The following is a 13,401-nucleotide window of genomic DNA, read 5'->3' as shown; positions in this document are numbered from 1 at the left end:
CAACCCGCAGGGGCGGGCGCGGCGTTATCAACAGACCAAGGGAGATAGGCGATGAACTTCGATACCGCAAGAACCGGCTGGACGCTGCTTGCCTCGATCACGCTGGTGGGCTGCGCGTCGATCCCGCCCCCGCCGCCGACCGAGCTTCCGGAGGTGCGCCGGGGGTACGTGGCCGGCTATCTCCAACCGGACCAGCTGCCGGACGGCTTGGCCCTGCTGCCCCCGCCGCCTGCGGCGGGCTCTGCGGCCCTGGCGGCCGATGAGGAAGCCTACCGGGCCACACGCGCCCTGCGGGACACGCCGCGCTGGGGCCAGGCCACAGCAGACGCGGTACTGGAGTTCCCCAAGGCGGCCGGGCATTTTTCGTGCGCCCTGGACATGCCGATTTCGGCGCAGTCGACGCCGCACCTCAACATGCTGCTGCGCCGGGTGCGCATGGATGCGAGCCGGGCCCTTGACCTGGCCAAGAGCCACTACAAACGCAAGCGGCCGTACGCCGTCACCGGCGAGGCGTCCTGCACGCCGAAGGAGGAAGCGAAGATGAAACCCGACTCCTACCCGTCCGGGCATGCCTCGATCGGCTGGGCCTGGGCGCTCACGCTGGCGGAACTGTCGCCGGAACGCGCGAACGCGATCTTTGCCCGGGGACTTTCATTCGGGCAGAGCCGCGTGGTGTGCGGCGTTCACTGGAAGAGCGACGTCGACACCGGCCGCGTGATCGGCGCGGCGACGGTGAGCCGCCTGCATGCCGACCCCGTCTACACCGCGCAGATGGTGTTGGCGCGCAGTGAAATCGAGGCGGCACGAGCCGCGGACCTCAAGTCGCCTCGCGACTGCGCGGCAGAGGCACGGGCCCTGGCGATCGGGAAATAGAATTCAAAGGAATTCAAAGGGGTCAATTCAAAGGGGTCGGATTACTTTGCACGGAAACAGTGCAAAGTAATCCGACCCCTTTGAATTACAGCACGAGCGCCATCGCGACCGCCTCGCGGAACGTGCGTGCCGCGGGGAAGTGCACCGAGGCATACCACGCGAAGGCGATCGAGACGGCGAGCACGACGGCGAACGGCCACCAGGTCTTCTTCACCACGCCCGCGATCCAGCCGGCGGGATCCTGGTCGCGCGATCGCCTCGCGAGTCCACCTGCGAGGACTGCTCCGAAAGCCGCCTCCGAGAGGATGTCGGGCGCGAACCAGATGAGCCAACCGCTGGTGACGAAGATGGCGGCAATGAGCGCGACCGCAAGCACGAGGAGGGCGATGCCGTCGCCGTCCAGGTCGCCGAGGTCGCCGAAGCTGCTGCTGCCGCCGCCGCCCGACTTCGACGGGGACACTGCGGCCAGCGCCTGCGTCTGCAGGTTCGCCGTGATCGCCGGCGCGCGCACGCCCTCCGACCAGGCCGCGCTTGCTCCTCCGCCATCGAAGGAACCGCCTCCTCCCCTGGCAATTCCGCCGGATGCGCTCGACCCCGAACTCCCGCCTCCCCAGGAGATGTCGGACAGGCTTCCGCCGTCGGCCAGCGACGAGCGCGAGGAGCGGGCGTCTTCCGCGAGCCCGACGTAGCGCAGCCAGGCCCATACGCCGCACAGGAACGTGAGGTAGGCGACGCACATCGCGACCGGGTAGCGCCCGAGCATCGAGTGGACGCCGGCGTGCAGCAGGGCCCAGCTCGTGAGCATCGCGGAAAGCCCGCAACTCGCGAGGATCAGCGACATGTGGAAGCGCGTGTAGAAGCGCTGCACCAGGTAGCGCTTCACGCCTTCCCGGGTCCAGCCGATCTTGGGAGCCATGAGCGATTCTGCCATTGCCGTCGAGTCTGCTGGCGTTGACCGGCGACTTGTCGTCCGGTCCAACGCCGTTCACGGCATCTCCCATTTCCCTGTAAAATTCAAATTTCCAGCCGGGGTATCGAAATGACCAAGTATGTCTTTGTAACGGGCGGTGTGGTCTCCTCCCTCGGCAAGGGCATCGCCGCCGCCTCCCTCGCCGCGATCCTGGAATCGCGCAAGATCAAGGTCACCCTCGTCAAGCTCGACCCGTACATCAACGTGGACCCGGGCACGATGTCGCCGTTCCAGCACGGCGAGGTGTTCGTCACGGAAGACGGCGCGGAAACGGACCTGGACCTCGGCCACTACGAGCGCTTCGTCTCCTCCAAGATGAAGAAGCTCAACAACTTCACCACCGGCCAGATCTACGAGCGCGTCATCAACAAGGAGCGCCGCGGCGACTACCTGGGCGGCACGGTGCAGGTGATCCCGCACATCACCGACGAGATCAAGCTGAGCGTGAAGGCGGCCTGCAAGGACGTGGACGTCGGCATCATCGAGATCGGCGGCACCGTGGGCGACATCGAGTCGCTCCCGTTCCTCGAGGCGATCCGCCAGATGGGCATCGAGGAGGGCCGCAACAACACCTGCTACATGCACCTGACGCTCGTGCCGCACCTGGCGAGCGTGGGCGAGATCAAGACCAAGCCCACGCAGCATTCCGTGAAGGAGCTGCGCGGCATCGGCATCCAGCCCGACATCGTGATGTGCCGCTCCGAGCAGCCCGTCCCGGAGGAGGAAAGGAGGAAGATCGCGCTCTTCACCAACGTGGACGTGCGCTCGGTCATCTCCTGCTACGACGTGAGCTCCATCTACAAGATCCCGACGATGCTGCACAAGCAGGGGCTGGACGAGATCGTGTGCAGGAAGCTCGACCTCGCCGCCTATCCGGCCGACCTGTCGATGTGGGACGGGATCGTGGACGCGCTCGAGAATCCGGAGCACGAGGTCGATATCGCCATGGTCGGCAAGTACGTGGACCTGCAGGATTCCTACAAGAGCCTCTCGGAATCGCTCATCCACGCCGGCATCCACACGCGCACGCGGGTGAAGATCCACTACGTCGATTCCGAGCAGATCGAGGCGCGCGGCACGGAAATGCTCAAGGACATGGATGCGATCCTCGTCCCCGGCGGTTTCGGCAAGCGCGGAATCGAGGGCAAGATCGCCTCGGTGCGCTACGCGCGCGAGCACAAGGTGCCCTACCTCGGCATCTGCCTGGGCATGCAGATCGCCGTCATCGAGGCGGCGCGCGACCTGTGCGGCCTCGAGGGCGCCAATTCCACGGAGTTCGACCCGGATACGCCGCACCCGGTGGTGGCCCTCATCACCGAATGGCAGGACCGTGACGGCAAGGTGGAGCGCCGCGACGCCAGGTCCCATCTGGGCGGCACCATGCGCCTGGGTGCGCAGCCGTGCACCGTGAAGAAGGGCACGCTCGCGCACCGGATCTACGGCACCGATGCGGTATCGGAGCGCCACCGCCACCGCTACGAGGTGAACGACCAGTACGTGGCGCGGCTGGAATCCGCGGGGCTCGCGATCAGCGCGCGTACGAAGGCCGAGAACCTGGTGGAGATGGCCGAGCGCCCGGACCACCCGTGGTTCTTCGGTTGCCAGTACCACCCGGAATTCACCTCCACGCCGCGTAGCGGGCATCCGCTCTTCATTTCCTACGTGAAGGCGGCGCTCGAGCAGCGCAGGAAGCGCGTGCCGGAACCGGGGCTGAAGGTCATTGGCGGCTCCGCCGCGTGATTGCGTTCATCGAGTGACGCGGCTGCAAGGCCGGGACACGGATGAACACGGATGAAATCGGATAAACACGGATGAAGCAGGTCACATGAAGCTCTGCGGATTCGACGCTGGCCTCGACAAGCCGTTCTTTCTCATCGCCGGGCCGTGCGTGGTGGAGAGCGAGCAGCTGCAGATGGATGTCGCCGGGCAACTGAAGGAGATGACTGGCGCCCTGGGCATCCCGTTCATCTTCAAGTCCTCCTACGACAAGGCCAACCGGTCGAGCGGTGCGTCCTTCCGCGGCCCGGGGATGGAAAAGGGCCTCGAGATCCTGGCGAAGGTCAGGAAGACGATCGGGGTCCCGGTGCTCACGGACGTGCATACCAGCCAGGAAGTGACCGAGGTCGCGAAATTCGTCGATGTCCTGCAGACGCCCGCGTTCCTCTGCCGGCAGACGGATTTCATCCGTGCCGTCGCGATGGCGGGCAAGCCCGTGAACATCAAGAAAGGCCAGTTCCTCGCGCCTCACGACATGAAGAACGTGGTGGACAAGGCGCGGGAGGCGAGCGGGCAGGACAACATCATGGTCTGCGAGCGCGGCGCCTCCTTCGGCTACAACAACCTCGTCTCCGACATGCGCTCGCTCGCCATCCTGCGCGAGACCGGCTGCCCGGTCGTGATGGACGCGACCCACTCCGTGCAGCTGCCGGGCGGGCAGGGCACCACCTCGGGCGGGCAGCGCGAGTTCGTCCCCGTGCTTGCGCGGGCGGCGGTTGCCACGGGCATTTCGGGCGTGTTCATGGAAACCCACCCCGATCCGTCGAAAGCGCTCTCCGACGGACCCAATGCCTGGCCCCTGGCGCGCATGCGTGAACTGCTCGAGACGCTCAGGGAAATCGATGCGCTCGTGAAGCGCCGTGGCTTCGCCGAATCCAGCCGCCAAGGAACTGATCCTTAGCGGCCATTGAAGGTCTGTCCCTCAACTCTCCCCCTCGACCCCATGAAACTCCTGATACTCGGCGCCGGCGGCATCGGCGGCTACTTCGGCGGCCGCCTCGCGCAGGCGGGCGTTGACGCCACATTCCTCGTCCGGCCGAAGCGCCGCGAGACTATCGCCCGGGACGGGCTGGTGATCGAAAGCCCGCTGGGCAATGCACGCATTGCAGCAAGGACGGTGGTGGCGCAGGAGCTGAAACCCGGCTACGACCTCGTCCTCTTCACCTGCAAGGCTTACGACCTCGACTCGGCCCTCGATGCCATCGCGCCGGCCATGGCGGGCGATTGCGCCGTGCTGCCGCTCCTGAACGGCCTGGCGCACCTTGACCGGCTGGACGCGCGCTTCGGCGCGGCGAAGGTGATGGGCGGAACCTGCCAGATCAACGTGAGCCTCGCACCGGACGGCACCGTGAAGCACATGGAGCCGCTCAACCGCATCCTCTTCGGCGAGCGCGACCGGTCGAAATCCGCCCGCGCGCAGGCGTTCGCCGACGCGCTGGCGAAAACGGCCATCGACTGGACGTGGTCGGAGGACATCCTGCAGGACCTGTGGGAGAAGATCACCTTCCTGTCCGCGCTCGCGGCGACGACCTGCCTTTTCCGGGGCAACGTGGCGGAGATCATGACGGCCCCCGACGGCCGCGCGATTGTCATGCGCGCGCTCGAGGCGAACGTCGCGATCGCCCGCGCGCAGGGACACCCGCCGCGCGCCCAGTCCGTGGAGTTCGCCGTGAAGCGCCTGACCACGCCGGGCCCGCAGAGCGCCTCGATGCTGCGCGACATGGAGGCGGGCAAGCCCGTCGAGGCCGATCACATCGTCGGCTTCATGCTCGACCTGGCGCGCAGGCACGGCCTGGACGACGCGGTGCTCGCGATGGCCTACACGCACCTCAAGACCTACGAAGCACGCCGCGCGGCGCGCCCCGCCACCTGAACCGCCGCGAACCGAAAGGAAAAGAGCCCGTGGACAAGAACGTTCCCCCGAAAGTCCCGACCGACAAGGTCTTCAGCGAGCCGCTGGGCGACGTGACGGACTTCAAGTTCAACAAGCAGGTGGCGACGGTGTTCGACGACATGGTCTCGCGCTCCGTGCCCTTCTACGGCGAGACGCAGCGCATGATCACGGAGATCGCCGCGGACTACGCCACGCCGGGCTCGCGCATCTACGACCTGGGCTGCGCCACGGGCACGACGCTCGAGGTTCTCGATCCCGTCATCGACCCCACCGTCGAATTCGTGGGCATCGACAATGCGCAGGAGATGCTCGAGCGCTGCCGCGAGAAGCTCGTGGCCGCCGGAATGAAGCGGCCGCTGCGCCTGGAGGTCGCGGACCTGAACGAAGGCTGCCGGATCGAGAACGCGTCGGTCGTGCTGCTGATCCTCACGCTCCAGTTCCTGCGGCCCCTGAACCGCGAGCGGCTGATGAAGGACCTGCTGCAGGGGATGAACGACAACGGCTGCCTCATCCTCGTGGAAAAGGTGCTGGGCGAGGATTCGCTCTTCAACCGGCAGTTCATCAAGTACTACTACGACCTCAAGCGGCGCAACGGCTACAGCGACATAGAGATCACGCAGAAACGCGAGGCGCTCGAGAACGTCCTCATCCCCTACAAGCTGCTGGAGAACCGCGAGCTGCTGCTGCGCACGGGCTTTCGCTACGTGGACGTCTTCTTCAAGTGGTACAACTTCTGCGGCATCGTGGCCGTCAAATGATCGTCAGGCTCGGCCAGTTCTTCTTCCGCTACCGCAACCTGCTCTTCCCCTCCGCGATCGTCATCGCCTTCGTGGAGGGACCGGAGACGTTCTCCTCGACGTTCCTCGCCGCGGGCCTGGGCCTGGTCGTCGCGGCGGCGGGCCAGACGGTGCGGGCCATGACCATCGGGCTGGACTACATCGTCCGGGGCGGGCGGGGGGGAAAGGTGTACGCGGACGAGCTCGTCACGGGCGGGCTCTTCGCCCATTGCCGCAATCCCCTCTACCTGGGCAACCTCCTCATCATCTTCGGGCTCGCCATCGCGGCCGATTCGCTGACCGCGCTCATCGCGGCCCCCGTGCTGTTCATCTTCGCCTACCACTGCATCGTGAGCGCCGAGGAGGATTTCCTGGGCGCCAAGTTCGGCGACGACTTCCGCCGCTACTGCGAGCGCACGCCGCGCTTCGGCGTGCGCTGGAAGGGCCTTGCGGCGACGATTCGCGCCATGCCTTTCCGCTGGCGGCGGGTGGTGGTGAAGGAGTATGGAACGCCGTTCGCGTGGCTCCTCGGGATCGCGGTTCTCACCATCTCCAACATCCTCGAGGAACGCGAGCTCGACGATTCGTGGGACGTCATCTTCAACGTCTCGGGCGTCGTCGGGCTCCTCGCGCTGCTCTGGCTCGGCACCTGGTACCTGAAGAAGACGCGCCGCCTGAAGGCCGACTGAGGCCGCGTTCGACGGCGGCACGCTGTGCAAAGGGGGAGCATGAAAGCTTTCGATTTCGTGATCGTGGGCGCCGGAAGCGCCGGCTGCGTGCTCGCCAACCGCCTTACCGCCGACGGAAAATCGAGCGTTCTGCTCCTGGAAGCCGGCGGCCAGGACGACTGGTTCTGGATTCCCATCCCGGTGGGATACCTCTACACCATCGGCAACCCGCGCACCGACTGGTGCTTCAGGACCGCGCCCGACGCGGGGCTCAACGGGCGGCAACTGGGTTACTCCCGCGGCCGCGTGCTCGGCGGCTGTTCCACGATCAACGCCATGGTGTACATGCGCGGCCAGAAGGAGGACTACGATCACTGGGCGAGCCTCGGCAACAAGGGCTGGTCGTGGGACGACGTGCTGCCGATCTTCCGCGACTCGGAGGATTTCTTCGCCGGCGCCAACGAGTTCCATGGCGCGGGCGGGGCGCTGCGGGTGGAGGAACCGCGCGTGCGCTGGGAGATCCTGGACGCCTGGCGCGACGCGGCCGTGGAGTGCGGCATCCCGAAGATCGACGAGTTCAACCGCGGCGACAACTTCGGCAACGCGTATTTCCACATGAACCAGAAGCGCGGAAAGCGCTGGAGCGCCACCAACGCGTGGCTGCGCCCCGCAATGGGGCGACCGAACCTCACCGTCGTCACGAAGGCGCATGCGACGAAGCTCGTGATGGAGGAAAGGGATGGCCGCCGCCGCGCCGCGGGCGTGGCCTATGGGGCCGAAGGGCAGGGCGAGTCGGTGGCCACGGCGCGCAAGGCGGTGATCCTCGCCGCGGGCGCCATCGGCACGCCGCAGCTCCTGCAGCTCTCGGGCATCGGGCCGGCGCCGCTGCTCGCCAGGCACGGAATTCCCGTCCTGCATGAACTGGCCGGCGTGGGCGAGAACCTGCACGACCACCTGCAGATCCGCATGGTGTACAAGGTGCGAAACGTTTCCACGCTGAACGAGCGCGTGAACAGCGTGTGGGGGAAGGCGGCGATGGGCCTGGAGTACCTATTCTTCAAGACGGGCCCGCTCACCATGCCGCCCTCGCAGCTGGGCGCCTTCGCGAAGAGCGACCCCGCGCAGCCGACGCCCAACATCGAATGGCACGTGCAGCCGCTGTCACTGGACCGGTTCGGCGAGCCGCTGCATCCGTTCCCGGCGATCACCCCCTCCGTGTGCAACCTGAGGCCCACCTCCCGAGGCTGGGTGCGCATCACCTCGACGGACCCGCGTGCGGCCCCTGAGATCCAGGTGAACTACCTGTCCACGGACGCGGACCGCCAGGTGGCGGCCGACGGCATGCGCTTCACGAGGCGCATCATGGCCGCCGGGGCGCTCTCGAAGTACTCGCCCGAGGAATGGAGGCCGGGACCTGCGGCCGAGGCGGATGCGGACCTCGTGAAGGCCGCGGGCGAGCTGGGCACCACCATCTTCCACCCCGTCTCCACCTGCCGCATGGGGCGCGATCCCCTGGCCGTGGTGGACGAGCGCCTGCGCGTGCACGGAATCGAGGGCCTGCGCGTTGTGGATGCATCGATCATGCCGCGCATCACGTCGGGCAACACGAATGCGCCGTGCTACATGATCGCGGAGAAAGGCGCGCGCATGATCCTGGAGGACTGCCCTTGAACCGCCAGCACCTGCTGGCGATCGTCGCGCTTGGCGCCGTCGGCGTCCTGGCATGGGACCTCTTGCGTCCGATGCCGGCGACCGCGCCCGCCGTCACCGCCCCGGCCGTCAACGCGGCTGTCGTGCGACCGCCGCCGCCGGTCGTTCCCGGCCCGGGTGAAATGAGCCGGACGTCCAACTTCCTTCGCCCGACGTCCGTCTCGACGGCCACCGCTTCGCCGCTGGCGCGCGATTTCGGCAACTCCCTCGCCTACAAGCCGATCTACGATCGCCTCAAGGGCACGGCGGAGGGCGAAACCCCCGAGGGGCAGTACTTCCTCTATCGGATCCTGCGCGCCTGCGCCACGGTGGCCGATCGCAGGGGCGGCGGGCAGCCTCGCCCGCAACAGTACACGGCGCAGATGCAAGAGCGCCGCCAGCAGATCGCGGCCAGCCTTCCCGAGGGCGACCCGCGCCGCGCCCAGCGCCTGGAGGCCTTCGACAAGGCGACGGCCGACCAGTGTGCGGGGCTTGCGGGGATCGCGATCACGGAAGCGGAGCTCGCGCAGATGCTGAAGAACTCGTTGGCGGGGGGCGATCCCAAGGCGCGCGCGTGGCAGGCCGAGCAGGAGATGTGGCAGGAGCGCCGCAGCGCCAGCACGCCCGGCCGGGCGGGGCCGACGCTCAACGAGGCGCAGCTCGCCTCGATCAGGGACGCGTTCTCCTCCCGCGATCCCGAGGCCATCGCGATTGCGGGGCGAGTGCTCGCCAATTCCTTTCGCGACCTCACGGTCCGCATCGGACCCGACCAGGAACCGATCGAGAACCGCGCATTCATGAACGCCGCTCTGCTGCTCGCCTGCGAGTACGGCTATGCGTGCGGGGAGAACAACACGCGAGTGCTGAACGCCTGCGCCTTCCAGGGCCATTGCGGGGTCTCCAGCCTGCCGGACTACCTTTTCTACTACGGGGCGTCCCCCTACGACGCCCAGCTCCTGGACCGGTATCGCACGATCCTGAGACAGGCCGCCGATTCCGGAAACTGGTCGGCGATCGTCATCGACCGCGGGAGCCGTTCTCCCAATGTGCCGTCGTACCCGATGACCGCCGGGCACCCGTAGAATTCATCGATTCGCCTGAAGGAGACGCCATGCTCAAGCTCATCGTGAACGGCCGCACCCACACCGTGGACGTGGAACCGGAGATGCCTTTGCTCTGGGTGCTGCGCGACGTCCTGAACCTTCCCGGCGCCAAGTACGGCTGCGGCATCTCGGCGTGCGGCGCGTGCACGGTGCACGTCGATGGAGAGCCGGTGCGCTCCTGCATCATGACCGCGGCCCAGGCGGCGGGGAAGAGAATCGTCACCATCGAGGGCCTCGCGAAGCCGGGCCTGCACAAGATCCAGAAGGCGTGGATCGAGCACGAGGTCCCGCAGTGCGGCTATTGCCATACCGGCATGATCATGTCGGCCGCGGCGCTGCTCGCGAAGAAGCCGAAGCCCTCGGATGCGGACATCGACGAGGCGATGACCAACCTGTGCCGTTGCGGCACCTACGCGCGCGTGCGAAAGGCGATTCATGCCGCCGCATCGCCCGTCGGAACCGTCGTCGTGCCGGCGAAGAAAACCTGAGGAGAGCCGCGATGACGTCCCGTCCCTTGCTTCCCCGCTCGACACACCGCCGCGATTTCCTCAAGGCCTCCGCCGCGCTCGGCGGCGGCCTCGTCCTCGAATTCTCCTTTCCCTCCATCGGCAGTGCCGCCAGCGGGGCGACCGCCACCGAGGTGAATGCGTGGGTGGTGATCCATCCCGACGACCGCGTGGTGGTGCGGATCGCCCGGTCCGAGATGGGGCAGGGCACGTACACCGCGCTCGCCCAGCTCGTGGCCGAGGAGCTCGACTGCGACTGGATGAAGGTCTCCGCCGAGTTCGCCTCGCCCAACGAGCACGTGCGCAGGAACCGCATCTGGGGATCGATGTCCACGGGCGGCAGCCAGGGCGTGCGCAGCTCGCAGGACTACGTGAGGAAGGCCGGCGCAAGCGCGCGCGAGATGCTGGTCGCCGCGGCCGCCGCGCAGTGGAAGGTGCCGGTCTCGGAGTGCACGGTGGACAAGGGCGTCATCACGCATGGGCCCTCGAAGCGCAGGCTGCGCTACGGCCAGGTGGCCACGCAGGCCGCGAAGCTCGAGCCGCCCGGGGACGTGAAGCTGCGCGACCCGAAGGACTGGAGAATCGCCGGCAAGCCCGTGCACCGGCTCGACATTCCCGACAAGGTGCTCGGCAAGCCCGTGTTCGCCACCGACGTGATGCTGCCCGGGATGCTTCACGCCTCCATCGCCCAATGCCCGGTTTTCGGGGGCAAGGTGATGTCGGTCGATTCCGCGCAGGCCGAGAAGATGCGCGGCGTGAAACGGGTGGTGCGCGCCGACGACTTCGTGGCCGTCGTGGCCGACAACTGGTGGCGTGCGAATCGCGCCCTGCAGAAGGTGAAGGTGGAGTGGGACCACGGCGCGTTCGGCCATGCGTCGGACGCGACCATCATGGCGATGCTGCGCGAAGGGCTCGCCGATCCGAAGCTGGCCGAGGCGAGGAAAGCGGGCGACGCGGCGGCCGCCATGGCCACGGCGGCCAGGGTGATCGAGGCCGAGTACTCCTCGCCCTACCTCAACCACGCGACGATGGAACCGATGGTCTGCACGGCGTGGATCAAGGCGGACGGGTTCGTGGAAGTGTGGACCTCCACGCAGAACGGGGAGGCCTCCATGGCCACCGCCGCGAAGACCGCCGGCGTCCCGCTGGAGAAGGTCGAGGTGCACAAGATGATGCTGGGCGGAGGGTTCGGCCGCCGCGGCGGGCCGCAGGATTTCGTGCGCCAGGGGGTACTGATCGCGAAGGCCATTCCCGGCACGCCCGTGAAGATGATGTGGTCGCGCGAGGAGGACATGCAGCACGGCTTCTACCGGCCCGCGAGCCTCGTGACGATGAAGGGGGGCCTCGACGCACAAGGCAGGATCACGGCCTTCGAGGCGAAGATCGCGTGTCCCTCGATCCTCGCGGTCCTGATGCCCCAGGCGATCAGGAACGGCATCGATTTCTCCGCCGTCCGAACGCTGAACGACATGCCCTACGAGATTCCGAACCAGCAGGTCGGCTACGCCATGCGCAACGGGCACGTGCCGGTGGGCTTCTGGCGCGCGCCGGGCCAGCAGAACGGCGTGTACCGCGAGTGCTTCCTCGACGAGCTGGCGCAGGCCGCGGGCAAGGATCCGCTCGAGTTCCGCCTGGCGATGCTCAAGCCGGGCGACAAGAACCGGCTGGTGCTCGAGGCGGCCACCAAGGCCGCGGGATGGAGCACGCCGCTTCCACCCGGCATCGGCCGCGGCCTGGCGGTGGTCGAGGGATTCGGCAGCTACGCGGCGGGCGTGGCGGAAGTGTCCGTGGACGCGGGCGGCTCGCTCAAGGTGCTGCGCTACGTGGTGGCGATCGACTCCGGTCACGTCGTGAACCCCGATACCTGTGCGGCGCAGGCGGAAAGCAACGCGATCTACGGCCTGGGCGCGCTCTTCGAGGCCTGCACCGTGAAGGACGGGCGTATCCAGGAATCGAACTTCCACGACTTCCCGATCCCGATGATCTCCGACATGCCGAAGGTGGAGCTCGTGCTCGTGCCCACGGGCGGCTTCTGGGGCGGGCACGGCGAGCCGGGCATCCTGCCGTTCCAGGCGGCGGTGCTGAATGCGGTTTTCGCGGCGACAGGCAAGCGCGTGCGCACGCTGCCGATCAGGCCCGGCGATCTTCGAAAGACATGATGGGTTGCCGCTTGCGCGGGGCAGGGCGCCTATAATCGAAGCTGGATTTCCTTTCACGAGGAGTTGCGATGAAGCGGCAACTGAAGGCGTTGTGCGTGGCGGGGTTTGTGCTCACGTCGGCGCAGGCCTGGGCTGAAGTGACCGTTTCCGAGGCGTGGGTGCGCGGCACCGTGCCCTCGCAGAAGGTCACCGGCGCCTTCATGAAGATCAAGTCGAGCGAGGACGCGAAGCTCGTTTCCGCCTCCTCGCCGGCGGCGAAGATCGTGGAAGTCCACGAGATGGCGATGAAGGGCAACGTGATGACGATGCGGGCCATCGACGCGCTTGCGCTTCCCGCCGGCAAGGCGGTGGAGCTCAAGCCCGGTGGCTACCACGTGATGCTTATCGACCTCGTGAAGCCGCTCGGCAAGGGGGACACGGTGCCGGTCACCCTCACCGTCGTGGGCAAGGACGGGAAGAAGTCGAACCTCGAGATCAAGGCCGAGGTGCGCGCCCCGGATGGGACGCCGGCGAAGAGGTGACCGTTCGACCGGCGGGGCGGCGCTCGGCCGGGGCCGCGGATGGGGGAAAGTTGCCATGCACAGACGCTTGAATCTGCTGTGGTTCGCCGCATGGGTCTTCGCCGCGGGGCAGGCCTGGGCCGACGTGATCGCGACGGACGTCTGGGTGAGCGCCTCGGGGCCGAAGGACTGGGCCGCCGCCGTCTTCATGAAACTCAGGAGCGGCGAGGACACCTCGCTGGTCAATGCCGCCTCGCCGGCCGCCGGCATAGTGCAGATCCAGGAGCCGGCGAAGGATGGGGGCGTTGCAGCCATGCGCTCCATCGACGACGTGGCGCTTCCCGCCGGAAGGACGGTGGAACTGAAGCCCGGCGGCTACCAGGTGATGCTGATGGAACTGGTGAAGCCGCTGACCGGGGCGAGAAGGTCCCGGTCACGCTGACCTTCATCCGCAGGGGAGGCGCGCGCACCACGCTGCAGGTGATGG

At 67.3% G+C, this 13,401-nt stretch carries 13 protein-coding genes; 12 read left to right on the top strand and 1 reads right to left on the bottom strand.

Going from position 1 to position 13,401, the window contains the following annotated elements:
• Positions 1-51 precede the first annotated feature (51 nt).
• Positions 52-873, top strand: coding sequence for a phosphatase PAP2 family protein (locus tag IPP91_07160; GenBank protein MBL0141842.1), 822 nt, complete (start codon positions 52-54; stop codon positions 871-873).
• A gap of 85 nt (positions 874-958) precedes the next feature.
• Here IPP91_07160 and IPP91_07155 read toward each other — a convergent pair whose 3' ends face one another.
• Entirely contained in the window at positions 959-1,804 is an 846-nt protein-coding gene (locus IPP91_07155; GenBank protein ID MBL0141841.1) for a hypothetical protein, read from the bottom strand.
• A 108-nt stretch (positions 1,805-1,912) separates the two neighbouring features.
• Between IPP91_07155 and IPP91_07150 the strand changes: the two genes are divergently transcribed.
• From IPP91_07150 to IPP91_07100, 11 genes are all read left to right on the top strand, one after another.
• Positions 1,913-3,583 carry a CTP synthase gene (locus IPP91_07150; GenBank protein MBL0141840.1) on the top strand — a complete coding sequence of 557 codons (1,671 nt, stop codon included), beginning with the start codon at positions 1,913-1,915 and terminating at the stop codon, positions 3,581-3,583.
• 85 nt (positions 3,584-3,668) lie between these two features.
• Positions 3,669-4,520 carry a 3-deoxy-8-phosphooctulonate synthase gene (gene kdsA / locus IPP91_07145; protein MBL0141839.1) on the top strand — a complete coding sequence of 284 codons (852 nt, stop codon included), beginning with the start codon at positions 3,669-3,671 and terminating at the stop codon, positions 4,518-4,520.
• A gap of 42 nt (positions 4,521-4,562) precedes the next feature.
• The gene (gene panE, locus IPP91_07140) at positions 4,563-5,492 is read left to right on the top strand and encodes a 2-dehydropantoate 2-reductase (protein ID MBL0141838.1); all 930 of its coding nucleotides are present in this window, start codon (positions 4,563-4,565) and stop codon (positions 5,490-5,492) included.
• A 29-nt stretch (positions 5,493-5,521) separates the two neighbouring features.
• Positions 5,522-6,271 (top strand): carboxy-S-adenosyl-L-methionine synthase CmoA, encoded by a 750-nt coding sequence (cmoA, locus tag IPP91_07135; GenBank protein MBL0141837.1) that lies wholly within the window; start codon positions 5,522-5,524, stop codon positions 6,269-6,271.
• Positions 6,268-6,978 (top strand): isoprenylcysteine carboxylmethyltransferase family protein, encoded by a 711-nt coding sequence (locus tag IPP91_07130; GenBank protein ID MBL0141836.1) that lies wholly within the window; start codon positions 6,268-6,270, stop codon positions 6,976-6,978. The genes cmoA and IPP91_07130 overlap by 4 nt, the downstream gene beginning before the upstream one ends.
• A gap of 39 nt (positions 6,979-7,017) precedes the next feature.
• A complete protein-coding gene (locus IPP91_07125; GenBank protein ID MBL0141835.1) occupies positions 7,018-8,628 on the top strand; it encodes a GMC family oxidoreductase N-terminal domain-containing protein in 1,611 nt (536 codons plus the stop codon).
• Positions 8,625-9,728 carry a hypothetical protein gene (locus IPP91_07120; GenBank protein MBL0141834.1) on the top strand — a complete coding sequence of 368 codons (1,104 nt, stop codon included), beginning with the start codon at positions 8,625-8,627 and terminating at the stop codon, positions 9,726-9,728. Before IPP91_07125 ends, IPP91_07120 begins: the two co-directional genes overlap by 4 nt.
• Before the next feature lie 29 nt (positions 9,729-9,757).
• Complete coding sequence (locus IPP91_07115) at positions 9,758-10,237, top strand: (2Fe-2S)-binding protein (protein ID MBL0141833.1); 480 nt, start codon at positions 9,758-9,760, stop codon at positions 10,235-10,237.
• Between the two features lie 11 nt (positions 10,238-10,248).
• A complete protein-coding gene (locus IPP91_07110) occupies positions 10,249-12,414 on the top strand; it encodes a xanthine dehydrogenase family protein molybdopterin-binding subunit (protein ID MBL0141832.1) in 2,166 nt (721 codons plus the stop codon).
• Positions 12,415-12,482: 68 nt separating this feature from the next.
• Positions 12,483-12,935, top strand: a complete 453-nt coding sequence (locus IPP91_07105) for a copper chaperone PCu(A)C (protein ID MBL0141831.1) — start codon at positions 12,483-12,485, stop codon at positions 12,933-12,935.
• A 55-nt stretch (positions 12,936-12,990) separates the two neighbouring features.
• Positions 12,991-13,356: a copper chaperone PCu(A)C gene (locus IPP91_07100; protein MBL0141830.1), complete on the top strand. Its 366-nt coding sequence runs from the start codon at positions 12,991-12,993 to the stop codon at positions 13,354-13,356.
• The last annotated feature ends 45 nt before the right edge of the window (positions 13,357-13,401 follow it).

It is taken from the genome of Betaproteobacteria bacterium (assembly GCA_016720855.1).
Taxonomy (GTDB): Bacteria; Pseudomonadota; Gammaproteobacteria; order Burkholderiales; family Usitatibacteraceae; genus FEB-7.
The sequence above is the reverse complement of the archived record's forward strand: the minus strand, read 5'-3'. Positions and strand labels throughout refer to the sequence as shown.